Source organism: Streptomyces sp. MA5143a (genome assembly GCF_900290235.1).
Taxonomy (GTDB): domain Bacteria; phylum Actinomycetota; class Actinomycetes; order Streptomycetales; family Streptomycetaceae; genus Streptomyces.
The window spans coordinates 30,016-54,348 of the sequence record NZ_OLMK01000066.1 but is presented as its reverse complement, the minus strand read 5'-3'; the positions used below and the strand labels follow the sequence as shown (position 1 = coordinate 54,348).

Annotated in this window: 21 protein-coding genes; 14 read left to right on the top strand and 7 right to left on the bottom strand. The window is 71.8% G+C overall.

The window, feature by feature from the left end:
* Positions 1–49: 49 nt before the first annotated feature.
* Positions 50–718 (top strand): response regulator, encoded by a 669-nt coding sequence (locus tag SMA5143A_RS26415; protein ID WP_107465337.1) that lies wholly within the window; start codon positions 50–52, stop codon positions 716–718.
* A gap of 110 nt (positions 719–828) precedes the next feature.
* Here the strand turns inward: SMA5143A_RS26415 and SMA5143A_RS26410 are convergent, their stop codons facing one another.
* Positions 829–3,369, bottom strand: coding sequence for a hypothetical protein (locus tag SMA5143A_RS26410; protein ID WP_146193963.1), 2,541 nt, complete (start codon positions 3,367–3,369; stop codon positions 829–831).
* A 20-nt stretch (positions 3,370–3,389) separates the two neighbouring features.
* Between SMA5143A_RS26410 and SMA5143A_RS26405 the strand changes: the two genes are divergently transcribed.
* A complete protein-coding gene (locus tag SMA5143A_RS26405; protein WP_146193962.1) occupies positions 3,390–3,944 on the top strand; it encodes a hypothetical protein in 555 nt (184 codons plus the stop codon).
* 124 nt (positions 3,945–4,068) lie between these two features.
* Here the strand turns inward: SMA5143A_RS26405 and SMA5143A_RS26400 are convergent, their stop codons facing one another.
* From SMA5143A_RS26400 to SMA5143A_RS26390, 3 genes are all read right to left on the bottom strand, one after another.
* Positions 4,069–4,602: an NUDIX hydrolase gene (locus SMA5143A_RS26400; RefSeq protein ID WP_107465334.1), complete on the bottom strand. Its 534-nt coding sequence runs from the start codon at positions 4,600–4,602 to the stop codon at positions 4,069–4,071.
* An 81-nt stretch (positions 4,603–4,683) separates the two neighbouring features.
* Positions 4,684–5,790 carry a DUF5937 family protein gene (locus tag SMA5143A_RS26395; RefSeq protein ID WP_107465333.1) on the bottom strand — a complete coding sequence of 369 codons (1,107 nt, stop codon included), beginning with the start codon at positions 5,788–5,790 and terminating at the stop codon, positions 4,684–4,686.
* Positions 5,791–5,860: 70 nt separating this feature from the next.
* Positions 5,861–6,994 (bottom strand): threonine aldolase family protein, encoded by a 1,134-nt coding sequence (locus SMA5143A_RS26390; RefSeq protein ID WP_258193765.1) that lies wholly within the window; start codon positions 6,992–6,994, stop codon positions 5,861–5,863.
* Between the two features lie 281 nt (positions 6,995–7,275).
* On the opposite strand from SMA5143A_RS26390, the gene SMA5143A_RS26385 reads away from it, so the two are divergent.
* The 10 genes from SMA5143A_RS26385 to SMA5143A_RS26340 all read left to right on the top strand — a co-directional run bounded on the left by SMA5143A_RS26385 (position 7,276) and on the right by SMA5143A_RS26340 (position 15,660).
* Positions 7,276–8,214 carry a Rossmann-like and DUF2520 domain-containing protein gene (locus tag SMA5143A_RS26385; protein WP_107465331.1) on the top strand — a complete coding sequence of 313 codons (939 nt, stop codon included), beginning with the start codon at positions 7,276–7,278 and terminating at the stop codon, positions 8,212–8,214.
* Positions 8,211–9,203, top strand: coding sequence for a pantoate--beta-alanine ligase (gene panC / locus SMA5143A_RS26380; RefSeq protein WP_107465330.1), 993 nt, complete (start codon positions 8,211–8,213; stop codon positions 9,201–9,203). Before SMA5143A_RS26385 ends, panC begins: the two co-directional genes overlap by 4 nt.
* A complete protein-coding gene (locus SMA5143A_RS26375) occupies positions 9,200–10,915 on the top strand; it encodes an L-aspartate oxidase (RefSeq protein ID WP_107465329.1) in 1,716 nt (571 codons plus the stop codon). Before panC ends, SMA5143A_RS26375 begins: the two co-directional genes overlap by 4 nt.
* A 5-nt stretch (positions 10,916–10,920) precedes the next feature.
* Positions 10,921–11,907 carry a carboxylating nicotinate-nucleotide diphosphorylase gene (gene nadC / locus SMA5143A_RS26370; protein ID WP_107465328.1) on the top strand — a complete coding sequence of 329 codons (987 nt, stop codon included), beginning with the start codon at positions 10,921–10,923 and terminating at the stop codon, positions 11,905–11,907.
* Between the two features lie 16 nt (positions 11,908–11,923).
* Entirely contained in the window at positions 11,924–12,721 is a 798-nt protein-coding gene (locus tag SMA5143A_RS26365; RefSeq protein WP_055513136.1) for a type III pantothenate kinase, read from the top strand.
* A gap of 298 nt (positions 12,722–13,019) precedes the next feature.
* The gene (locus SMA5143A_RS26360; protein ID WP_107465327.1) at positions 13,020–13,706 is read left to right on the top strand and encodes a hypothetical protein; all 687 of its coding nucleotides are present in this window, start codon (positions 13,020–13,022) and stop codon (positions 13,704–13,706) included.
* 19 nt (positions 13,707–13,725) lie between these two features.
* On the top strand, positions 13,726–13,902 hold the full coding sequence (locus SMA5143A_RS26355) for a hypothetical protein (RefSeq protein ID WP_099967052.1): 177 nt from the start codon (positions 13,726–13,728) through the stop codon (positions 13,900–13,902).
* A gap of 137 nt (positions 13,903–14,039) precedes the next feature.
* Positions 14,040–14,486: a BlaI/MecI/CopY family transcriptional regulator gene (locus tag SMA5143A_RS26350; protein ID WP_375136548.1), complete on the top strand. Its 447-nt coding sequence runs from the start codon at positions 14,040–14,042 to the stop codon at positions 14,484–14,486.
* A gap of 9 nt (positions 14,487–14,495) precedes the next feature.
* Positions 14,496–15,035, top strand: coding sequence for an amino-acid N-acetyltransferase (locus SMA5143A_RS26345; protein ID WP_055522484.1), 540 nt, complete (start codon positions 14,496–14,498; stop codon positions 15,033–15,035).
* Between the two features lie 289 nt (positions 15,036–15,324).
* A complete protein-coding gene (locus SMA5143A_RS26340) occupies positions 15,325–15,660 on the top strand; it encodes a histone-like nucleoid-structuring protein Lsr2 (protein ID WP_055538663.1) in 336 nt (111 codons plus the stop codon).
* Here the strand turns inward: SMA5143A_RS26340 and SMA5143A_RS26335 are convergent.
* Entirely contained in the window at positions 15,639–16,355 is a 717-nt protein-coding gene (locus SMA5143A_RS26335) for an SCO3374 family protein (RefSeq protein WP_107465325.1), read from the bottom strand. The two genes, SMA5143A_RS26340 and SMA5143A_RS26335, sit on opposite strands and share 22 nt — an antisense overlap.
* Positions 16,356–16,818: 463 nt before the next feature.
* Here SMA5143A_RS26335 and SMA5143A_RS26325 point away from each other — a divergent pair, with 463 nt between their 5' ends.
* Positions 16,819–19,344: an ATP-dependent Clp protease ATP-binding subunit gene (locus tag SMA5143A_RS26325; protein WP_055538661.1), complete on the top strand. Its 2,526-nt coding sequence runs from the start codon at positions 16,819–16,821 to the stop codon at positions 19,342–19,344.
* A gap of 96 nt (positions 19,345–19,440) precedes the next feature.
* Here SMA5143A_RS26325 and SMA5143A_RS26320 read toward each other — a convergent pair whose 3' ends face one another.
* On the bottom strand, positions 19,441–22,602 hold the full coding sequence (locus SMA5143A_RS26320) for an NACHT domain-containing protein (protein WP_107465324.1): 3,162 nt from the start codon (positions 22,600–22,602) through the stop codon (positions 19,441–19,443).
* 431 nt (positions 22,603–23,033) lie between these two features.
* Here SMA5143A_RS26320 and SMA5143A_RS26315 point away from each other — a divergent pair, with 431 nt between their 5' ends.
* Complete coding sequence (locus tag SMA5143A_RS26315; protein WP_107465323.1) at positions 23,034–23,645, top strand: M23 family metallopeptidase; 612 nt, start codon at positions 23,034–23,036, stop codon at positions 23,643–23,645.
* A gap of 19 nt (positions 23,646–23,664) precedes the next feature.
* Here the strand turns inward: SMA5143A_RS26315 and SMA5143A_RS26310 are convergent, their stop codons facing one another.
* Positions 23,665–24,300 carry a TetR/AcrR family transcriptional regulator gene (locus SMA5143A_RS26310; RefSeq protein ID WP_258193759.1) on the bottom strand — a complete coding sequence of 212 codons (636 nt, stop codon included), beginning with the start codon at positions 24,298–24,300 and terminating at the stop codon, positions 23,665–23,667.
* Positions 24,301–24,333 lie beyond the last annotated feature (33 nt).

Below are 24,333 nucleotides of genomic sequence, written 5' to 3'. Positions count from 1 at the left end.
GTCACGGACGGCACCGGACGACACCCCACGGACACGGAAGAGGACCCCGATGGCGATCCGCGTAATGCTCGTCGACGACCAGGTGCTGCTGCGCACCGGGTTCCGGATGGTGCTGGCGGCCCAGCCGGACATGGAGGTCGTGGCCGAGGCGGGCGACGGCGTGGAGGCCCTCCAGGTGGTGCGGTCGACGGCCGTGGACGTGGTCCTCATGGACGTCCGGATGCCGAAGCTGGACGGCGTCGAGGCGACCCGCCGGATCTGCGCCGAGCCGAACCCGCCGAAGGTGCTCATCCTGACCACCTTCGACCTCGACGAGTACGCGTTCTCCGGGCTGAAGGCGGGTGCCTCCGGCTTCATGCTCAAGGACGTGCCGCCCGGTGAACTGCTGGCCGCGATCCGTTCCGTGCACAGCGGCGACGCCGTCGTGGCGCCCTCCACCACCCGGCGGCTGCTCGACCGTTTCGCTCCGATGCTGCCGGGTGCCGCCGACCCCGAGCGCAAGGAGCTGGACCGGCTCACCGAACGCGAACGCGAGGTGATGATCCTCGTCGCCCAGGGCCTGTCCAACGGTGAGATCGCCGCCCGTCTCGTCCTGTCCGAGGCCACGGTCAAGACCCACGTCGGCCGCATCCTCACCAAGCTGGGCCTGCGCGACCGCGTCCAGGTCGTCGTCCTCGCCTACGAGACGGGGCTGGTCAGGGCCGGCGGCCACGGCTGAGCCGGCCGACTCCCCGGCGTCCACAGGAGGGTGACCCCGGTGGACGCCGGCCGCGCACCCGCCCGCGCCAGGCCCGTGTCGGCGACCGCCGGCGGCGGCCCCGGCGTTCGTCAGGCGCCTGGACCCCGCCCACGACCGGGCTCCGGCCCCGGACGGTCGCGCAGGTGCGGCGGTGGCACGGCCGGGCCGGGGGCCGTGGGTCGGTTCTGGCCCGGTGTCGTCCGGGGGGCCGAGCGGGACCGGGCCGCCGCCGCGCTCGCGGCACGCCGGGCGTCGCCCGGGGCGGCCGCCCCGGCGGGCCCGGCCGGCCCGTTGGTCATGGGCGGCCCCTGTCGCTGTTCACGCTCGGCGGCGGTGTGCCGGGCCAGGTGGCTGCCCTGGAGGGCCGTCGCCATGAAACCGGCGGCGACATTGCCGCTCTCCGGCGGAGTGGTCCTGTCGTTGAGGACCGCGAGCCGTGCCATGTCCTCGCGGCCGAAGACATGGGTGGGAAGCATGCGCGAGGCGGCTCCCGTCACGTCGCACGCGTGGCGCTGCCCGCGCGCCTCGAACTCGAGGCGGTAGCCGAGGTACTGGCGGTCCTTGTCGAAGCGCAACTCGCCGCGGACCTCCCCGCCCGCCGACCGCGCCCACGACTCGACGGAGTCCACGGCGTGCGGCAGACGGGAGACCCGCCCCAGGCACGCCACATAGGCGTCGCCCTCCACCCCGAGCGACCTGCCCGAACTGTCCAGCGCCGTGAGACGGACCCGGCCGTCCGGCGCGGTCACCGTGCCGACCGCCCCGAGATGGCGGCCGGAGAACGTCACGAGGCGGCCGTCGCCGCCGTACTCGGCGTCGTGCTTGGCGCGCAGCGCGGTGTACTGGGCGTCGTTGTGCAGCACGAACGGCGCGTCCTTGCCGACCATGAAGACCCTGCTGTCGGGGCGGGCCCGCAGGATGATCTCGGCGTTGGCGATGGCGGCGCCGCCCACGCCGGCGATGACCCAGTCCTTGGCGACGGAGGGGTCGTAGTCACCGTCTCCCACCTCGTCGCCCATCAGGACGCGTCCGGGCGCCGCGGCACGGGCCTCCTCCCACGCGGCCGTCGCCCGCAGGGTCTCCATCGCCCCGGCCGCCCTGGGGTCTCCGGACGCCGCGAGGCTGTCGGAGACTCCCGCGTCGGCGAGCACGGCGAGGGAGGCCGCGGCCCGGTCCTGGCCCTCGGGCAGGGAGAGCAGCCGGTCGCGGGCGGCGGCGGCCTCCGGAGTGCCGAGCGCGGCGAGGCCGTCGGCCAGATGCTCGGTCGCCTCGGGAACGGTCGGCACCCGCCGGTCGGCACCCGGGACGATCTCGGGCGGGATACCGGTCGCGATGAGCGGGGAACCCTTGACCTCCACCGTCACCGGGTCGGATCCGTCCGCCGGGCTGATCTCGGCGAGGAGCCGGCCCTCGGCGCCGACACGGAGCTCCGCCCGCCCGTCGACGAGCGGACCGCGGACGGCGGCGGTGTCCTCCCAGAGCTGCAACGCGGGCAGCGGTACGCGCTGCCGCGGGTCGGCGAACTGGTACGGGTCGCCCATGCCGCTCTGCCGCAGATGCCGTACCTGGTCGGCGGATTGGACGATCGCCTCGATGGGGTCGACGTGCCAGCGTCCCCGCGCGTCCACGAGCAGCATGTCCGGGGAGCGGGCCGCCAGGGCCGCGCCCCCTCCGATCATCAGCTCGTACTGCGGGTGCCGGCCCTCGGGCAGTGCCGCCTGCCGGGCGCGCAGCTCCTCCAGCGTGCGGCCGCTGAGCGACGTCCGCCGCTCGGCTGCCTCCGCCGCGGCCCGGTCCAGTTCCGCCCGCGGCACGGGCGAGCCGTCGGGCCGCAGCCCCGGCATGGTGAATCCCGGCGGAACCACCGGGGCGGTCCCCTCGGAGGCCCGTGCCGCCCGCGCCTCGACGACCGCGCGCGCGTCGGCGGTGTCCAGTCGCTCCACCGGCCGGGCGAGTTCCGCCATGGCCTCGCGCGCCCCCGCCCGCAGCAGGGGCCGTACGACGTCCTGGCGGATGTCGGCCGCGTACAGCTCGATCGCGTGACTCGCGTCGGTGGCCGGTGACCTGGGCCGCAGCCCCGACTCGTCGACCAGCTCCGAAAACCGGTGACGGGCGTCGAGGCGCTCCGCCGCGCCCAGGTCCGCGTCGTTCATCCGGGCCGCCAGGTAGTTGAACTCCTCGGCCCGGCCCCGGTCCGCGTCGGACAGCTCCGGATGTGCCGGCAGTGTCGCGCCGGGGGTCAGCAGGCTGTCCAGGGGCACCCGTGCGCCGACGGTGGACCGGTCCCGCACCGCCAGCAGCTCACCGACCTCACGGGAGAGCACCTGCCCGGCCAGCTCCGGGCGCAGGGTGTCGGCGAGCTGCACGACGTACCGGTCGGTCGTGGTGTTGGTGAAGGTGCGCGCCAGCAGGGGGTGCGGCAGGGCCGCCGTGTCCAGGCGTAGTTCGATTCTGTCGCCGGCCGTGGTGCCGAGCTCGAAGAAGCGCCGGCCGTCCTGCTCGACCGCGGACACACCGGTCAGCAGGCCGGGACGGATGTCCCGCAGCACCGCGGGCAACGCGGCCTCGGCCTCAGCGAGCAGCCGCCTCTCCGCACCCGATTCCACTGCATCCCCCCTGATCAGCGCCATGACTCACGTAGGATGATGGCATGTTGATCGCCCGTTCGGCTCAAGAAGCGCACCTGTACATGGACCTGCGTGCCTGTGCGTGCGGGGCGGCGGGTTTCGACCGTCAGCACCGCCTGGAGGAGCGGAACGGGGCACTCGTCAGCGTGTACGAGGGGGTCTGCCCCGCGTGCGGGACGACCCGCGTGTTCGAGTTCACGCTGTCCGACGACCGGCCGCCGGAGCCGCCCGCGTTCGGCGGCGCCGAGCCCTCGCGCGTCCTGGACCCCGGCGAGTTCCTGTGGGTCGCCGACCAGGTGTCGACCGAGTCCGGGCTACGGCTGCTGAGCGCGCCGCTCGCCGAGCACCGGGCGATCGGAGCGGCCACCGCGTATGCGATCGCCGCGCTGGAGGAGGTCGCCAAGTTCCTTCCCGAGCACGCCGACCGCGTCCCCGAGGACAGGTTCACCTCGCGGCTCGGACAGGAGATGTACGCGAAGGACCCCACCCGCTTCACCCGCCAGGACATCACCGCCGCGCTGGAGCTGAAGCGCCGGATCGCCGCGGGCACCCGGCAGTTCGGCACCCAGCAGGGCTGAGACCGGCCCCGCGGGCCGAGGTCGGTCGCGGTCCGGCTCCGCAGGGCCGAGGTCAGCCGCCGTCCGGCTCCGCAGGGCCGAGGTCGGTCGCGGTCCGGCCCCGGCAGGTTCCCGGGCGGGCGATTCAGGTCGCCGTCTCGGGCAGCAGGAGCGCCATGACGCCCACGAGTGTGGCGCTGCTGACGATCTCGCGTCGGCCGATCATGCCGGGGACGTCGGCCAGGGGGACCCACGCCAACTCGTCCGACTCGTTGCGTTCCGTGGGCTCACCGATGTGCCGGGCGTCGTCCGTACGGAACACGAAGTGGCGTGAGTCCATGATCCCGGCCGCCGGCTGCGCGTGGATCAGCTCCCGCATCGTCCCCGGACGCCACCCCGTCTCCTCCTCCAACTCCCGGGCGGCCGCGGCCTCCGGGCTCTCGCCGTCCTCGACCAGCCCCATGGGCAGCTCCCAGGCCCAGGTGTCGGTGACGAAGCGGTGCCGCCACATCATCAGCACGCGGCGCCGGTCGTCCACGGCCGCCGTCACGGCGACATCGCGCACTCTGACGACGTGGTAGTCGGCGCGGGTGCCGTCCGGCTGGGTCACGTCCAGCGATCTCAGCCGCACCCAGGGGGTGTCGTGCAGCGTGTGCTCGCCGTGAACGGTCCATCGCATGGTGCGCCTGCTCTCCTCGGTCGCGGTTGCCGGAGGCGGGGCCCGGCGCGGGTCGCCCACCTGTCGGCCAGATGATCCCGCCTACCGCAGGACCCCTTCCAGGAAGTCGCTGCCGAGGCGGGCCACCACCGCCACGTCCAGCTGGTGCAGGACGTACCGGCCGCGGCGACGGGTCGTCAGGAGGTCCGCCTTCTTCAGGACGGCGAGGTGCCGGGATATCTCCGGTGCCGTCATGCCCAGCATCTGCGCCAGCTCGCCCGTGGTGTACGCGCTGCGGGCGAGGTTGCGGCACAGGCGCATCCGGACGGGGTGCGACAGGGCGGTCATGCGCAGCGCGAGCTGCTCGACCGACGGTGGCGCGGCGGGCTCGGCGGCACCGACCGGGTACTGGAGGACCGGCTGCCAGCCGAACCGGTGCAGGACGGTGAGGTGGGGCCGGCCCAGACTGGTCGGCACGAGGAGCAGTCCCCCGTCCTCCGTGGCGGTCCGGCTCTCGACCAGCTTGTCCACGGTGATCCGGGCCGCCGCCTCGTCGTGGGCGATCGACGGGGACACGGCGTCCAGCGCCTCGGCCAGGCCCTTGTGCCGCAGCAGTTCCGTCTTGTGGCGGGCGTCCCCGGCGAGGGTGTGGCGCAGCCGGGACCACGTCTCGGCGAAGAACGCCTCGTCGCAGTCCTCCAGGAACTGCCGCAGCCAGGCCCGCACGGCCGGCGGGTCCGCCAGCAGCCGCTGCGCGAACCGCACCTGCCGCGGCCCCCGCGCGGCGGCCAGCTCCAGGGCCAGCCGACGCGTCTCCGCGTCGGACAGCACGTCCCGCTTCCGCGAGTCATAGCCCGGGGTGCAGACGAACTCCATTCCCGCGTCGACGAACTGGTCGTCCGTCAGCTTGTCGAGCAGGTCCAGCTCCTCGGCGAGCGTCCCGCCGGGGAGCGTGTCCCGGCCGGGGACGCCGGCGAACGACATGAACAGGTCCGAGAACGTCGTACGCCACAGGAAGTCCGCCTCGCACATCCGGTCCGCGAGATGCGGATCGAGCCGGGCGGTCACCCCCGTCACCCAGCCCCGCGACCCCGGATGGTGCCCCGGCTCGGCCAGCACGTGCAGCGCCATGCCGAGTTCGGCCAGGGGAGAGGGGACGAAGGCCACCCGCTCCGGCCGCAGCCCCGTGATGTCGATGCGCACGCTCACTGCCCCATGGTGCACCCGACCACCGACAACGCCTCCGGCGCGGCCCTCCGGAGAACAGGGCCCTGACCGGCTATGCCCCGAGCACCGTCCTCACCCGCTCCACGAAGTCCTCCGCCGCCCGCCGTACGTCCTGCGCCGTCCACTCCAGCCCCGCCGCCCGCACCTCGACCTCGGTGACGGCCAGTCCCGGGCCTCCCCGGTCCCAGGCGCGGGCGAACAGCAGTGTCCCGGTCTCCTCGCCCTGCCGGACCGCGGCCTCCGCGACGACGTCGACGTCGTACGGCAGCCACACCTGGAACTCCTGCGTGTGCGGCACCTCCGGGTGCACCCGCGCCCACGGCACCCCCGCCTCGGCGAACCCCTCGCGCAGCGCGGCGGCGACCACGCGCGCGTGCCGGACGTACTCCGGCAGCCGGGGCAGCTCCCGCTCCAGCCCCACCAGGGCCGACAGGGCGGTCGGGAACTGCTGGAACAACTGGCCGCCGTACCGGTGCCGCCAGGTCTTCACGTCCTCGACCAGCGTCCGGGGACCGGCGATCGCGGCACCGCCGTAGGCGTCGAGGGACTTGTAGTACGAGACGTAGACGCTGTCGGCGAGGGACGCGATCTCGTCCACCGGGCGGCCGAGGTGCGTGGCGGACTCCCACAGGCGGGCCCCGTCGAAGTGGACCACCGCGTCGCGCTCGCGTGCCGCGTCGGTGAGCGCCGTCAGCTCCTCCCAGGAGGGCAGGACGAATCCGGCCTCCCTGAGGGGCAGTTCCAGCATCAGCGTCCCGAAGGGCTCGGGGAGGCCGTCGACCTCGTCCGCGGTCGGCTGCCGGGCCTCACCCGTCAGCCGGACCGGGCGCAACCCGCTGACCTGGCTGAACGCGTTCCGTTCGTGCACCTCGGGGTGCGACAGCGCGTGCAGCGCGACGGCGGGGTTACCGGTCCGGGCCGCCCAGCAGCGCAAGGCCACCTGCTGGGCCATGGTGCCGGTCGGGAAGAAGGCGGCGGCCTCCATGCCGAGCAGCGCGGCAGTCCGCTCCTCCAGGGCCTCCACGACCCCGTTGCCGTAGATGTCCGCCGACCCGTCCAGGTCGTACACGTCCCCGGCCGTGTCGAGCACGGCCAGCCGCTCCCTGATGGTCCCCAGGGCACCTGGCCGCGACAGCACGCGGTCCGCCGCGCGGTGCGCGATCAGCCGCCGCCGGTACCGCGACATCGCCGCGGACTCCTCGGGCTTTCCGTTCGCCGCGGGCTCCTCCGCGGAGTCCGTCCCGCCGCGCGTGTGTGCCGTCGTGTTCTCCGCCGCGTCTGTCATCCCCGGATCATCCCGCGCCCCCGCCCTCCGGGCACATGGATTTCACACCGCCGTGACCTGCGGACATTCCACGCGGAAACCCACAGCCTGTGGACAACCGATCGACCTCCGAACCAATCGCGTTAACATGACGAGAAATCGTCCGGTACCCGGAGCGGACTGGAACGGGAAGGCCACCGCGAGTGAGTACATTCCAGCAACCAGAGCCGAAGGACCGCCCCGCGCGGCTCACCGTCGGCGTCGTGGGCGCCGGCCGGGTCGGCCCGGCGCTGGCCGCGTCGCTGAAGCTCGCGGGACACCGCCCGGCGGCCGTGTCGGGGGTCTCCGACGCCTCCCGGCGACGCGCCGCCGAGCTGCTGCCCGACGTGCCGCTGATGCCCCCGGCCGACGTCCTGCGCCACGCCGACCTGGTCCTGCTCACCGTCCCCGACGACGCCCTGCCGGGCCTCGTGGAGGGCCTCGCCGAGACCGGTTCCGTCCGGCCGGGGCAGCTGCTGGTGCACACCTCGGGGCGCTACGGCGCGAAGGTGCTGGACCCGGCGCTGCGGGCCGGGGCGCTGCCCCTCGCGCTGCACCCCGCGATGACGTTCACCGGGACCGCCGTGGACGTGCAGCGGCTCGCCGGATGCTCCTTCGGGGTCACGGCGCCCGAGGAACTGCGGCTGGCCGCCGAGGCGCTGGTGATCGAGATGGGCGGGGAGCCCGAGTGGATCGCCGAGGCGAACCGCCCGCTCTACCACGCGGCCCTCGCCCTCGGCGCCAACCACCTGGTCACCCTGGTCGCCCAGTCCATGGAACTGCTGCGCACGGCCGGCGTCACGGCCCCCGACCGCATGCTCGGCCCGCTCCTCGGCGCCGCCCTCGACAACGCCCTGCGGTCCGGGGACGCGGCCCTCACCGGCCCCGTCGCGCGCGGCGACGCGGGCACGGTCGCCGCGCACATCGCCGAGCTGCGCGCGCACGCCCCCGCCACCGTGGCCGGGTATCTGGCGATGGCCCGCGCCACCGCCGACCGGGCCCTCGCCCACGGCCTGCTCAAGCCGGAGCTCGCCGAGGACCTCCTCGGGGTACTCGCCAACGGAGCGGGCGGGACCACCGGGACCGAAGGGAACGCCGGATGACCACCACCGTGCTGCGCACCGCCGACGAACTGCACGCACGCACGCGTGCGGGCCGCCGCGCCGTCGTGATGACCATGGGCGCCCTGCACGAGGGCCACGCCACGCTGGTCCGCACCGCCCGCGAGATCGCCGGCGCCGAGGGCGAGGTCGTCGTCACCGTCTTCGTGAACCCCCTTCAGTTCGGCGCGGGCGAGGACCTCGACCGCTATCCGCGCACCCTGGACGCCGACGTCAAGCTCGCCGAACAGTCCGGCGCCGACGTCGTGTTCGCCCCTGCCGTCGACGAGGTCTACCCGGGCGGAGAACCCCAGGTCCGCGTCACCGTCGGCCCCATGGGCGAACGCCTGGAGGGCTCCTCCCGCCCCGGCCACTTCGACGGCATGCTCACCGTCGTCGCCAAGCTCCTCCACCTCACCCGCCCCGACGTGGCGCTCTACGGCCAGAAGGACGCCCAGCAGCTCGCCCTGATCCGCCGTATGGTCCGGGACCTCAACTTCGGCGTGGACGTCGTCGCCGTCCCCACCGTCCGCGAACCCGACGGGCTGGCCCTCTCCAGCCGCAACCGCTACCTGTCCGCCCAGGAACGCCGCACCGCCCTCGCCCTCTCCCAGGCCCTGTTCGCGGGCCGGGACCGGCACGCCGCGCAGGAGGCGCTCCGCGCGCGTGCCCGCGAAGTGCCCGCCACGCGCGCGCGTGCCGAGGCCCTCAGCGCGCTCGGCGAGTCCCGCGCGGCCGCCGACGCCCACGCCATGGCCAAGGCCGCGCCCGGCGGCCCCGCCGCCGTCCGCGCCGCCGCCCGGCTGGTCCTGGACGAGGCCCTGCGCATGAAGCCACCGCTGGAGCTGGACTACCTGGCCCTGGTGGACCCGTCCGACTTCACCGACATCCCCGACGACTTCACCGGCGAAGCCGTCCTCGCCGTCGCGGCCCGGGTGGGGACGACCCGGCTGATCGACAACATCCCGCTGACCTTCGGAGCCGCCTCGTGAGCAGCACAGGCATACGACTGCACGCCCCAGCACCGGGCTGGTCCATCGACGCCGACGTGGTCGTCGTCGGTTCCGGCGTCGCCGGCCTCACCGCCGCGCTGCGCTGCGAGGCCGCCGGCCTGGCCACGGTCGTCGTCACCAAGGCCCGCCTCGACGACGGCTCCACCCGCTGGGCCCAGGGCGGCATCGCCGCCGCCCTCGGCGAGGGCGACACCCCCGAACAGCACCTGGACGACACCCTCGTCGCGGGCGCCGGCCTGTGCGACGAGGAGGCCGTGCGCCTCCTCGTCACCGAGGGTCCCGACGCCGTGCGCCGCCTCATCGCGACCGGCGCCCACTTCGACGAGTCCGAGGAAGGCGGCCTGGAGCTGACCCGCGAGGGCGGCCACCACCGCCGCCGCATCGCCCACGCGGGCGGCGACGCCACCGGCGCGGAGATCTCCCGCGCCCTCGTCGAGGCGGTACGCGCGCGCGGCCTGCGTACGGTCGAGAACGCGCTCGTCCTGGACCTCCTGACGGACGCCGAGGGCCGCACCGCCGGTGTCACCCTGCACGTCATGGGGGAGGGCCAGCACGACGGCGTGGGAGCCGTCCACGCCCCCGCCGTGGTCCTCGCCACCGGCGGCATGGGCCAGGTCTTCTCCGCCACCACCAACCCGTCCGTGTCCACCGGCGACGGCGTGGCCCTCGCCCTGCGCGCGGGCGCCGAGGTCTCCGACCTCGAGTTCGTGCAGTTCCACCCCACCGTGCTGTTCCTCGGCGCGGACGCCGAGGGCCAGCAGCCGCTGGTGTCCGAGGCCGTGCGCGGCGAGGGCGCCCACCTGGTCGACGCCGGCGGCACCCGCTTCATGCTCGGACAGCACGAGCTGGCGGAGCTGGCTCCGCGCGACATCGTCGCCAAGGGCATCATGCGCCGGATGCAGGAGCAGGGCGCCGAGCACATGTACCTGGACGCCCGGCACTTCGGCGCCGCCATGTGGGAGCACCGCTTCCCCACGATCCTCGCGGCCTGCCGCGCCAACGGACTCGACCCCGTCACCGAGCCCATCCCGGTCGCCCCGGCCGCCCACTACGCCTCCGGCGGCGTCCGCACCGACTCCCACGGCCGGACGACCGTCCCCGGCCTGTACGCCTGCGGCGAGGTCGCCTGCACCGGCGTCCACGGCGCCAACCGGCTCGCCTCGAACTCCCTCCTGGAGGGCCTGGTCTACGCCGAGCGCATCGTCGCCGACATCGCCGCGGCCCACGCCGAGAACGGCCTCCACGCGCGCGTGCCCCAGCCCGTCCCGTACGCCGAGCAGCCCGCGCACCCGCTGCTCGCCCCGGAGACACGGTTCGCGATCCAGCGGATCATGACCGAGGGCGCCGGCGTCCTGCGCTCCGAGGCCTCCCTGGCGACCGCCGCCGCGGCTTTGGACCGGCTCCACGCGGAGGCCCGCGACGCGCTCGCCGAGAACGGCAAGACGGCCGAGCCCGGCGTCGACACCTGGGAGACCACCAACCTCCTGTGCGTGGCCCGCGTCCTGGTCGCCGCCGCCCGGCTGCGCGAGGAGACCCGCGGCTGCCACTGGCGCGAGGACCACGCCGACCGCGACGACACCGACTGGCGCCGCCACATCGTCGTACGGCTCAATCCGGACCGCACGCTCGCGCTGCACACCACGGATACCGCAGACTTCCCCCCTACCCGGCCGCACCACCAGGAGCAGTGACAGACGTGAGCACCCCCGAACTTCCCCTCGCCTCCGCAGGTGGCTGCGGCGACGGCTGCGCGTGCGGCGCCGACGACGGCCTCACGGGCGAGGAGTACCTGGAGTGCGGGCTGGACCCCGCGCTCGCCCAGCTCCTGGCCGACGCCGGACTCGACCCCGTCGAGGTCGAGGACATCGCCAACGTCGCCATCCAGGAGGACCTGGACCACGGCGTCGACGTCACCACCGTCGCCACGATCCCCGAGGACGCGCGCGCCACCGCCGACTTCACCGCCCGCGAGGGCGGCGTCGTGGCAGGCCTCAGGATCGCCGAGGCGGTCCTGTCGGTGGCCTGCTCCGACGAGTTCGAGGTCGAGCGCCACGTCGACGACGGCGACCGCGTGGAGGCCGGGCAGAAGCTCCTCAGCGTCACCGGCGCCACGCGCGACCTCCTCACCGCCGAACGCAGCGCCCTGAACCTCCTGTGCCGCCTCTCCGGCATCGCGACCGCCACGCGCGCGTGGGCGGACGCCCTGGAGGGCACCAAGGCCAAGGTTCGCGACACCCGGAAGACGACGCCGGGGCTGCGCTCCCTGGAGAAGTTCGCCGTCCGCTGCGGCGGCGGCGTCAACCACCGCATGTCGCTGTCCGACGCGGCCCTCGTCAAGGACAACCACGTGGTCGCCGCCGGCGGGGTCGCGCAGGCCTTCAAGGCCGTCCGCGAGATGTTCCCCGAGGTGCCCATCGAGGTCGAGGTCGACACCCTCCACCAGCTCCGCGAGGTCGTCGACGCGGGCGCCGACCTGATCCTCCTGGACAACTTCACGCCCCCGGAGTGCGAGGAGGCCGTCGCCCTCGTCGCCGGCCGCGCGCTGCTCGAGGCGTCCGGCCGCCTCACCCTGGCGGGCGCCAAGGCGTACGCGGACACCGGCGTCGACTACCTGGCCGTCGGGGCCCTGACCCACTCGTCCCCGATCCTGGACATCGGCCTCGACCTGCGCGCGGCCGAGTGAGGACGGGGGACCGGTCATGCTGCTGACGATCGACGTGGGCAACACCCACACCGTCCTCGGACTGTTCGACGGCGAGGACATCGTCGAACACTGGCGCATCTCCACGGACTCGCGCCGCACCGCCGACGAACTGGCCGTCCTCCTCCAGGGCCTCATGGGCATGCACCCGCTCCTCGGCGAGGAACTCGGCGACGGCATCGACGGCATCGCGATCTGCGCGACGGTCCCCTCGGTGCTGCACGAACTGCGCGAGGTGACCCGGCGCTACTACGGGGACGTCCCGGCGGTCCTCGTCGAGCCCGGCGTGAAGACCGGCGTGCCGATCCTCACCGACAACCCCAAGGAGGTCGGCGCCGACCGCATCATCAACGCGGTCGCCGCGGTCGAGCTGTACGGCGGTCCCGCGATCGTCGTCGACTTCGGTACGGCGACGACGTTCGACGCGGTCAGCGCGCGCGGCGAGTACGTCGGCGGCGTCATCGCCCCCGGCATCGAGATCTCCGTCGACGCGCTCGGCGTCAAGGGCGCGCAGCTCCGCAAGATCGAGGTCGCCCGGCCGCGCAGCGTGATCGGCAAGAACACGGTCGAGGCGATGCAGGCGGGCATCGTCTACGGGTTCGCCGGACAGGTCGACGGCGTGGTGAGCCGTATGGTCCGCGAGCTGGCGGACGACCCCGAGGAGGTGACGGTGATCGCCACGGGTGGGTTGGCGCCGATGGTGCTGGGCGAGTCCTCGGTGATCGACGAGCACGAGCCGTGGTTGACGCTGATCGGGCTGCGGCTGGTGTACGAGCGGAACGTGTCACGCCTGTGAGGGGGGCGTCGGGCGCCTTGTAGCTCGGGGCCGCGGGTTCGTTGCGGGTGCGGGTGGTTCGTGGTTCCTCGCGCACTTCCCCGCGCCCCTGCTTTCCAGGGGCGCGGGGAACTGCGCGAACAACCCCCACCCGCCCGCAGCCACCCACGGACCCTTGCCCCCGAGCTGGATGGCGCCCCGCGTCCAGGATCCCCCCACGTGGGTGGTCCCCCGGCGCCACGCGCCACCCGCTGGCCTCTTTTGTCTGATTAGCGCGTATCGTCGCCGCATGCCCACGCCCCACGGAACCCGCGGCGGCATGGCGTTCGGCGCTGAGGAGCTGCGTGTGCTCCGTCGTGCCCTCGCCCTCGCCCTGAACCCCAGTCCCGCTTCGGCGGAGGACGTCCAGGACTGCCTCCGGCTCGCCGAGTCCGTCGACGAGGCGACCCGCGAGGACGCCCGCCTGAGGGCCTTCCTGCTGGCCGACCTCGCCCGCTACCGCGCCGCGCTCCCCGGCACGGTCACGGGCTACGCGGCCCTGCTGGAGGAGGCCCTGGACGCCGGGTACCGCCCCCAGTCGGACGACCTCGCGGCGCTGCGCGCCCTGCGCGGCAGCCCCGCGGCGGCCGCGCTGCTGGACCGCTGCCGCTCCCTCGCGGAGCGGGACGTGCGCGCCCGTTTCGCGGGGCGCGCGGTGCGGACGGTGGTCGTCCCGGCCTCCCGCTCCGGCGCAGGCGCGCGCGGTCGGCTCACCGCCCTGCCCGGCGGCCTGGCCGCGCGGGCGGCACACGCGCGTGCGGCCGGCGAGGAGCCCGCCGAACAGCCTCCGAAGCCGGCCAGGCCCGCCCGTCCCGCGCAGCCCGCCGACAAGCCGGGCCCCGTGCCCCGGCCCGACGCGCCCCGGCCGGGCCGCCGGCCCATCCCCACCCCGGGCGAGGTGTTCCCGCCCAAGCGGAAGCCCGGTGCCCCGCCGGCGAACCCGCCCCACCAGCTGGCCGCCGTCTAGCCCTGGCTACCCTGGACGCATGGACTACGTCTCCGCGCTGCTGCCCCCCTTCGTGATGGCCGCACTGTTCATCGGTGTGATCAGGGTGATCGTGAAGACCCAGGGCGGCCCCAACAAGGCCAAGGAGGACGCGGCCGTCGACGCCGCGCTCGCGCGCGCGGACCACGCCCGCCCCGCCTCCGACGGCGACCGCTGAGGCTCACCGCCCCACGCCTCGCACCTCAACGGCGTACGACTCGTGTGTTTTTCGAGTCGTACGCCCTTTTTGTTCACCTTCTCCGGATATCGTGCGGAACTGTGCCTCGCCCATTGGGAGAACTCGAAGACGCGGTCATGACGCGGGTGTGGAAGTGGAACCGCCCGGTGACCGTTCGGGAAGTCCTGGAAGATCTGCAACAGGAACGGTCCATCGCCTACACGACGGTGATGACCGTTCTGGACAATCTCCATCAGAAGGGCTGGGTGCGCCGGGAGGCGGAAGGCCGGGCCTATCGATATGAGGCGGTCTCCACCCGCGCCGCCTACGCGGCCGCTCTCATGAACGAGGCCTGGTCGCAGAGCGACAACCCGGCAGCCGCTCTCGTCGCCTTCTTCGGGATGATGAGCGAGGAACAGCGGCAGTCCCTCACCGACGCCGTACGCATCGTGCAAGGTCCCGAAGCGCTCGCGCCGCCCGCCCCCGATGCCGAAACCCCTGCCGAAACCGGCGGCGAATCCACCGAATCGTCCGGCGAAACAAGGGGCACCCCCGGCCAATCCCCGGACCACCCCGGGCGATAGCGTCCGCTCATGCCAGCAGAGAGTCCCGAAGTCACCGCTAAAGCCCTCACCGTCCGACGGGCTCGGACCAGCGATGTCCCGCACGTACGCCGGCTCCTCGACTCCTACGTCCAGCGCCGCATCCTGCTCGACAAAGCGACGGTGACGCTTTACGAGGACATCCAGGAGTTCTGGGTGGCGGAGCGGGGCTCCGGCGCGGACGCGGAGGTCGTGGGCTGCGGGGCGCTGCACGTGATGTGGGAAGACCTCGCGGAAGTCCGCACTCTCGCGGTGAACCCGGAGGCGAAGGGACTCGGGGTCGGTCACCGGTTGCTGGAGAAGTTGCTGGAGACCGCTCGCTGGCTGGGTGTTCGCCGGGTTTTCTGTCTGACCTTCGAAGTCGAGTTCTTCGCGAAGCACGGCTTCGTGGAGATCGGCGAGACGCCCGTCGACACCGATGTCTACGCGGAGCTGCTGCGTTCCTATGACGAGGGCGTCGCGGAGTTCCTCGGTCTCGAACGAGTGAAACCGAACACCTTGGGCAACAGCCGGATGCTTCTGCATCTGTGATCGTCGGGCGATCGGCAAGGACTGACGGCTTCCGAACGAGCCTCAAGCGCTATTCCGGTGCCGCCGCCTTGCCCGGGTTCCCTATGTCCGAAACGCGCATCTTTTCGGTCTGCCCCGGGCGCCCCGGTCTCTCCTCACCCTCTCCCCGGTCTCTCCCAGGGGTTTGTGTTTTTCCTGGAAAAGCGGTTTGCTTTCCGACGTACTGCAGTACTGCATATAACAGGGGACGTGAAACAGCGGCGGACGCCGCAGGTCCTCCGCCCCGTAGTTATCGATGAAAGGAAATCCGGTGGCACAGAAGGTTCAGGTCCTTCTTGTCGACGACCTCGACGGCGGCGAGGCGGACGAGACCGTGACGTTCGCGCTGGACGGCAAGACATACGAGATCGACCTCACGACCGCCAACGCGGACAAGCTTCGCGGCCTTCTCGACCCCTACGTCAAGGGTGGTCGGCGTACCGGAGGCCGTGCTGCCGGAGGGCGCGGCAAGGCCCGTGCGGCTTCCGGCGGCAGCCAGGACACCGCGGCCATCCGCGCCTGGGCGAAGGAGAACGGCCACGAGGTCAACGACCGCGGTCGTGTCCCCGCCGCCATCCGCGAGGCCTACGAGAAGGCCAACGGCTGAGACTCGGACGGTCCGGTGCTCGCGCGCCGCAACCGGACGCGGTGGCAGTGCGTCGCCACCGTGTCCACCACCCGTACGAGGTCGGGGGTGCCCGTGGCGCCCCCCAACGCCGACATCGTCGGCAGCGAGGCTTCCACCTCGCGTCCCGGCTCGGGGGGCCGCAGCCATACGGCGGCCCCCTGTGAACCGGTGCCCTCCGGCATGCCCCCGCGCCCCGTGGCCCCGCCCGCGGGTGCCGGCGCCTCGATGTGACCGCCCGTTCCCACGGCTGTGAGGTCCAGGTCGAGGCCGCCCCAGTCCAGCCACTCCAGCAGCCCCGGCACCTCCTCGGCGCCGCCCGCCGCGACCAGCAGCCACATCCGCCCGTCGCGCAGCGCCACCGGCGAGCCCGGCCCGGGAATCGGGCCCAGGTGCCGCAGCGCCGCGAACCCCGCCTCCGCCGGCACGTCGAGCACATCGAAGCGCAGCCCCGTAATGAGGTGTACGGGCGTCCCGGGCACGGTCGCCCAGCCGAGATCGTTCTCGTACCACAGCCGTACCGCCTCGGACGGGAGGTCGCCCGGGGCGTCGCCCGGGGCGTCGCACGGGCTGTCGCCCGGCGTATCGCACCGGATGTCGCACCGGATGTCGCCCGAGACGTCGCCCGAGATGTCGCTCGGGTCGAGCGGTCGGCGAGGAAGGGGGACGATGGCCATGTCAGCAGCAACCGCGCAAAGGGGCCCGGAGTTACGCTGGGTGTCTGAGCGGATGCACAGGGTGCAGGGAAAGGGGGCGTTCAGCGGTGGGTGGCGACGCAAGGATGTTCGCCCTTAGCGGAGGGAACCGGTGCACCCGGCATGGAGTGTCAGTCCCTACGGGTAAGACATCCCTAGTGGGAGGGGGCGACACGCAGGAAAGGCCGTCTCACGTTCGCCATCGGCGTACTGATGGTGAGGGTAACTGCCTGGCCTGCGGGAACATCGTCTCGCACCATCGGGTTGGAGCAGATGTCGGCGTTCGGGACCCAGGAGGCAGCAACTTCTGTCTCCGCGAGAGCGGAGGTGAACCGGACGGTGTCGGCAGTTGGAATGAGCGGTCCCCGCTTGCGGGACTAAGCTGCGGAAGGACAGAGAGGGGAGCGTCCCCTTACTGCCTGACCGCTCTGAGGAGCGATTAACGATGTTCGAGAGGTTCACCGACCGCGCGCGGCGGGTTGTCGTCCTGGCTCAGGAAGAAGCCCGGATGCTCAACCACAACTACATCGGCACCGAGCACATCCTCCTGGGCCTGATCCACGAGGGTGAGGGTGTCGCCGCTAAGGCCCTGGAGAGCCTCGGGATTTCGCTCGAGGCGGTCCGCCAGCAGGTGGAGGAGATCATCGGTCAGGGCCAGCAGGCCCCGTCCGGCCACATCCCCTTCACCCCCCGTGCCAAGAAGGTCCTGGAGCTGTCGCTCCGCGAGGCCCTTCAGCTGGGCCACAACTACATCGGCACGGAGCACATCCTGCTCGGCCTGATCCGTGAGGGCGAGGGCGTCGCCGCCCAGGTCCTGGTCAAGCTGGGCGCAGATCTCAACCGGGTGCGGCAGCAGGTCATCCAGCTGCTCTCCGGCTACCAGGGCAAGGAGACCGCCACCGCCGGCGGTCCCGCCGAGGGCACCCCCTCCACGTCCCTGGTCCTCGACCAGTTCGGCCGGAACCTCACCCAGGCCGCTCGTGAGTCCAAGCTCGACCCGGTCATCGGGCGCGAGAAGGAGATCGAGCGGGTCATGCAGGTGCTGTCCCGCCGTACCAAGAACAACCCGGTCCTGATCGGTGAGCCCGGCGTCGGCAAGACCGCCGTCGTCGAGGGCCTCGCTCAGGCCATCGTCAAGGGCGAGGTGCCCGAGACCCTCAAGGACAAGCACCTCTACACCCTGGACCTCGGTGCGCTGGTCGCCGGCTCCCGCTACCGCGGTGACTTCGAGGAGCGCCTGAAGAAGGTGCTCAAGGAGATCCGCACCCGCGGCGACATCATCCTGTTCATCGACGAGCTGCACACGCTGGTCGGTGCGGGTGCCGCCGAGGGCGCCATCGACGCGGCCTCCATCCTGAAGCCGATGCTGGCCCGCGGTGAGCTCCAGACCATCGGTGCCACCACCCTGGACGAGTACCGCAAGCACCTGGAGAAGGACGCGGCCCTCGAGCGCCGCTTCCAGCCCATCCAGGTCGCCGAGCCGTCCCTGCCGCACACGATCGAGATCCTCAAGGGTCTGCGTGACCGGTACGAGGCGCACCACCGCGTCTCCATCACCGACGAGGCCCTCGTCCAGGCCGCCACCCTGGCCGACCGGTACATCTCGGACCGCTTCCTGCCGGACAAGGCGATCGACCTGATCGACGAGGCCGGCTCCCGGATGCGCATCCGCCGGATGACCGCGCCGCCGGACCTCCGCGAGTTCGACGAGAAGATCGCCGGTGTCCGCCGCGACAAGGAGTCCGCGATCGACTCGCAGGACTTCGAGAAGGCCGCCTCCCTGCGCGACAAGGAGAAGCAGCTCCTCGCCGCCAAGGCCAAGCGCGAGAAGGAGTGGAAGGCCGGCGACATGGACGTCGTCGCCGAGGTCGACGGCGAGCTGATCGCCGAGGTCCTCGCCACGGCCACGGGCATCCCGGTCTTCAAGCTCACCGAGGAGGAGTCCTCCCGCCTGCTGCGCATGGAGGAGGAGCTCCACAAGCGGGTCATCGGCCAGGACGACGCCGTCAAGGCGCTGTCGAAGGCGATCCGCCGTACGCGCGCCGGTCTGAAGGACCCGAAGCGTCCCGGTGGTTCGTTCATCTTCGCCGGCCCGTCCGGTGTCGGTAAGACCGAGCTGTCCAAGGCGCTCGCCGAGTTCCTCTTCGGCGACGAGGACGCGCTGATCTCCCTCGACATGTCGGAGTTCAGCGAGAAGCACACGGTGTCGCGTCTCTTCGGTTCGCCCCCCGGCTACGTGGGCTACGAGGAGGGCGGCCAGCTGACCGAGAAGGTCCGCCGCAAGCCGTTCTCCGTCGTCCTCTTCGACGAGGTCGAGAAGGCCCACCCGGACATCTTCAACTCGCTGCTGCAGATCCTGGAGGACGGTCGTCTGACCGACTCCCAGGGCCGGGTCGTGGACTTCAAGAACACGGTCATCATCATGACGACCAACCTCGGCACGCGGGACATCTCCAAGGGCTTCAACCTGGGCTTCGCGGCCTCGGGTGACACGAAGACCAACTACGAGCGCATGAAGAACAAGGTCTCGGACGAGCTGAAGCAGCACTTCCGGCCCGAGTTCCTCAACCGCGTGGACGACGTCGTCGTCTTCCCGCAGCTCACCCAGGCCGACATCCTGCGGATCGTCGACCTGATGATCGGCAAGGTGGACGAGCGCCTCAAGGACCGGGACATGGGCATCGAGCTCTCCCAGTCCGCCAAGGAGCTGCTGTCCAAGAAGGGCTACGACCCCGTGCTGGGCGCCCGGCCGCTGCGCCGGACCATCCAGCGCGAGATCGAGGACACGCTGTCCGAGAAGATCCTCTTCGGCGAGCTGCGCCCCGGTCACATCGTGGTCGTCGACACGGAGGGCGAGGGCGACACCCAGACCTTCACCTTCCGCGGCGAGGAGAAGTCGGCACTGCCCGACGTCCCGCCGATCGAGCAGGCGGCCGGCGGCGCCGGTCCGAACCTGAGCAAGGACGCGTAGTCCGCTGCGCGAGGCTTGAGCGTTCAAAGGGGCTGCCCCGGGACTTCGGTCCCGGGGCAGCCCCCTTTTCGCGTGGCGGACGGCGTGTTGGTGGGCTCAGAGCACGCTGTCCGACCGTTCCACGGCGACCGGCACCGGCAGAAGCCCGAGAACGCGCTCCGGGACCGTGTCGACGTCCGGCGCGAGGTGAATTGTGGTGGTCCGCAGGTTGGGAAAGAGCTCCGGCACTTTCGAGAGGTCCTCGGTCCCCGTGAACGAGTTGAGCCGTAGGTGGGTGACGTTCGGCAGAACGGGGCCCGCTTCCCACCCGACGGCGTTCCAGTTGACGCGCAAATTCTCCAGGGCGGGCATGCGGGCGATCTCCCCGAAGTCGTCCGCGGTGAGCCTTTCGAGGAGCTTGGCAAGACTCAGGGTCTTCACTGAGCGCAGTTGTCCGAGTCCGCGCAGAGCGGTGTGCTTGAGTGCGCTTCTGGTGAATCGCAGATACTCCAGCGGCAGCCCCGGCGGAAGGGCCTCGTCGACGGAATCGGCGCACAACGGGATACCGAGGTCCAGCGACTCCAGCGTCGGTGAAGCCGAGAGAACATGAAGAGCACCCGGCCTTTCCAGTCCCGGCAGGCTATTCAAGGCCAGCCAGGTGAGCGGAAGTTCGGTCAGCGGCGTCAGATCGTCGACGTGGGGACCGGTGCCGTGGATGTCCAGATGAGTGAGCCGGTCCAGTCCCCTGAGGAAGCCCAGACTCCGCAGAATTCGGTTGTCCCGGAGGATGAGTGCGCGCAGTTGCCCGGGAAGCAGGGCGGCACGGAGCGCGGCACAGTCGTGGTCGCCCACCATCTGGACGCGGCCCCGTCCGCCGAGGGCGCGCAGTTCCCGGGCGTGCTCCGCCGAGTGGACGCTGACGTAGAGATCGTCTGCGGGGAGGTCGGCGATGATCTCCTCGGCGTATCGGCGGGTGTCGAAGCGGTGCCAGGTCCAGGCAAGCTGGGCGCGGACCGGCGGGAACGGGTGGGACCGGAAGCGGGCGAGGACGGGCAGAGCGGCGTCGGTACCCACGAGGGACGCGGTGAGGACGACGGCCCGCGCCTCACGGTCTGTGAGCCCTTCCGGCCCCGGCAGAAGCTCCAGCACGAGCGGACCGCAGGAAGCCAGCAGCCGGGCCTCCTCGGTGGTGCGGGGAGGAATCAACGGGGCCGCTGCTTCCTCCACGGCCGCCCGGACCCGCGGATCGAGTTCCGTGGCGTGCTCCAAGCATGCGAGGGCGAGCAGACGTATCCGTGCGCTGCGGGAGGTGTCCGGGGCGCCCGCCGCGGCGTCGACCAGGTCCCCGAGCAGACCTGCCCGTTCCCGCGGTCGGGCGTGCGCGACGGCCATGCGGATCACATCGGCCCACTGTTCGTCCTCGGCGTTGCGTACGAGGAGGCCGAAGTCGCCATCCTCCACGGCGGCCTTGGCGCCCAGATGGTCCTGGAAGGTGCGGTGGACGAACTCCACGGAGTCCGAGGTCGGTTCGCGGAGGAGACCGCTGCGCAGGAGAAGGTGGCGCAGGATCTGTTCGGCGTCGCCCTGGGCGGCTGCCGCCGGAAGGGACGGCAGGACGTCGGCGATGATCCGGACCGCGCGTTCACGATCCATCTCCGACTGGTTGTTGCGGATCAGCCAGTACGCCAGGCGCTGCAGGAGCTGGATCTGGGGGAGCTCGGTGAGGTGGATTCCGTCCACACCGGCGGGCCGACCGCCGTCGATGCGCGGGAACATGTCACGTTCCTCGTCGCGGCGGCACAGCAACATCGACAGAGCGGCGTCGTACAGCTCCCGTCTGCCGTGCGGGAGATGGCCGCGTCGGTCGTGATGGAGGGCACAGATCAGACCGCACATCAGGGGGTTGGTGGCGAGCCGGCCGAGGTCGGGTTTGGTGCGGACGGCGTCGAGGAGGGAGCGCTCGTGGTTGAGGAGGCGTTCCCGCTCGGACGCGCGAGCATCGACCTGGGCCGCTGTGTGCCAGCGGGCGACGAAGGCGGCCACGTCGTCCGGGCTCATGGGAGACAGGGCCAGTTCGGTGAAGCCGTCGGGGGCGAGCCAGTTTTCCCGTACGGCGGAGGGACGGGAGGTCACCAGCCACCGGTTGCCCGGATAGACCTCCAGCAGCTCGCGCAGCCAGCGGCGGGTGCGCTCCCGTTCGCGTTCGGGGATCTCGTCGATTCCGTCGACCAGGAGCAGACCCCTGCGGGCGGTGAGGACGCGGTCCACCCAGCCGGCGGGCTGGGCGGCGTGGAAGGGGGCACGTACGGCGGCCAGGAACGCGTCGGGGGAGGGGAGGCCGTCGGGTCGACGGATCAAGGTGCGCAGGGGCAGTACGAAGGGGATACGGTCCCCGCGTTCGCCTCGGGCCGTCGTCACCGCCAGCCATTGCACCAAAGTCGTCTTGCCGGAGCCGGCGACCCCGCGCAGCAAGACCCGCTCGTGGTCCGCGAGGGCCTCTTCGGCGGGGAGCTTCGCGGCCGCCGCCGCTGTGCGCGTGCCGTAGGAGCCGGCCGTCTCGTCGTCCTCGGCGGAGCGCAGCGCCTGGAGGCCGAGGTAGGCGACGTCGAGGGGCCAGCGCTCGGGTGAGTTGACCAGGTCGATGCCGTAGATCGTGAGGTGGCTGTGTCTGGTGCTGACATGGGCGAGATAACGGTGTTCGAAGGCGGAGTCGGTGCCGCCGGTCATGGGAGTGCGGGCGATCAGTGCGTCGACCTTGGCGATGAGCTCGGCCTGGCGGCGGGTCTGCTCCACGAGAGTGCGGGGCACGAAAGTGGAGCGTTGGGTGAAGAAGTGCAGGATGTGGAGGCAGGCAGCGGTGAGCACGCGCTCGTAGAAGAGCGTCGACTCGAAGGAGAGGTGGTGCGTCACCGTCCGGCTGCGGGAACGGAGCTGGAGTGCGAGCGCCTCCTCGCCCAGCTCGACCGCCTGTACGTCGGTCATGGTGAGGTCCCCGAGGGCGTACAGCGTCTGGGTGAGGGCGGTGACGACTGCCGGTTCCTCGTGAGCGGGAAAGGAGCGTTCGCCGGCCCTCTGCGCGCGGTCGACCAGTTGGGCAGCCACTTTGCTGACGTCTCGCCCGTCGAGCGTCCGTTTCTCGCCTTTGAACGACACGATTCCGGAAATCCGTACCGGTCTGTCGACGAGCCCCGCGCCCGCGCCTTCTTGGACGAACAGTTTTCTGATCAGCGGTGTCACCAGGCTGGACGCCAGGCGCAGACCTAAGACCGAGGACTCCACTTCATTCCCCCCAGGTGTGGTGGATCACGGCTCAGCTTAGGAGTGCCGCTGAATTCGTGGGGGCGTGGCGCGTAGTCCGGGTCACATTTGGGTGGGGGTTTTCGGGTGGGGGCGGTGACATGGGGCATAGGGCCTGCGTCACGTACTAGGTGGAATAGTTGCGGGGCGGCGATGGGGCAAAACGGACTTTTGGTGCGTTGTTTGAGTGGGTGTGGGTTGAGGTGCACGGCTTCGGGGGTTTTGGGGGATGAAGTGGCGAGTGGGAGGGCTGAGGGTTTGTACGGCCTTGTGTCGTAGATGGGGGGTTTTGGGTGGCGGGGGGAGTGCGGGTACCAAGGGACGTGCCATTCGGCGGTCGCGGTTGAGCGCCGGGTGGTCTTCGTGTGCCTCCCGAGGCACCGGTCCCTGTCTCCGTCCCCCGTGAGGTCCCCATGTCGCAGCGCGTTCGCTCCCCCCGTACCCGTATGTCCGCCCTTCGTGTCCGTGCCGCCGCCGTCGTGGCCGCCGGAGTGGGAGTCTCGGGTGTGCTGGGCGTCGGGGTCGCGGCCGCGGCCGGCGGTGCTCAGAGCGCCGGCGCCGTCCAGACCTCGGGTGTCGCCCAGGCCGCCGCGGCCAAGAAGGCGACCTCGTGGGTCACGCCCGTCAAGGGCTACAAGCTCAGCGCCAGCTACGCCCAGGCCGGCAACATGTGGAACTCCACGCACAGCGGGCAGGACTTCGCCGTCAAGAGCGGTACGGCCGTCTTCGCCGCGCACGGCGGCACCGTCGTGAAGGCCGGTGGCAACGGCGCCGGTGACGGCCCCGCGTACGGCAACGCCGTCGTCGTCAAGCACGGCAACGGCTCGTACTCGCAGTACGCCCACCTCTCCCGCGTCCAGGTGAAGGTCGGGCAGATCGTGAAGACCGGGCAGCGCATAGCCCTCTCCGGCAACACCGGTAACTCCAGCGGGCCGCACCTGCACTTCGAGATCCGTACGACCGCGAACTACGGCTCCGCCGTCGACCCCGTCGCCTTCCTGCGCGGCAAGGGCATCACCCTCTGACCGACGGCGTGACGCGCCCTCAGGCCCCCGGCGTGCCCGTGTGCGCCTGGGTCACCAGATCGATCGCGACCTCCAGGACAGCCCTGCGCTTGTCCTCGGGGTCGCCTTCGACGTCCCGGAGCACGAACATCCCGGCGTGCATGGTGAACAGGGCGCTGATGCAGCGGACCTGGTCGGTCAGGGCGGCGTCCGGCTCCTTGATGGTGTCGATCAGGCGCAGCATGCGGTCCTTGAACGACTCTCCGACGCTCAGTTCCCGTACCGTCGCCTGGTTCTCCTGCATGAAGCGGAAGAGGGGCGCCACGTCGGCCAGGGCCTCGCTGTAGCGGCGCAGGATCTCCCGCTTGGTGTCGAGGGTGCGCGGCTGGTGGTCCGCCCACTCGATCAGTTCGTCGATCGGGCGCTGGAGGTCCTGGAAGAGGCTGACGAGGATGTCCTCCTTCGTCTTGAAGTGGTAGTAGAGCGCCGCCTTCGTCACCTCCAGACGCTCGGCGATCTCCCGGAGCGAGGTCTTCTCGTAGCCCTGCTCGGCGAAGAGTTCGAGGGCGACGTCCTGGATGCGCTGACGGGTGTCGCCGCGGCGATGCCGTTTCGGCGCCGCGCCGGCGGGCGTGGTACCGGTGGGCGTCTCGCCGTCGGCTGTCGTCTCGCTCATCCTGCTACTCCTCGTCGCCGCGACCCCGGTGGT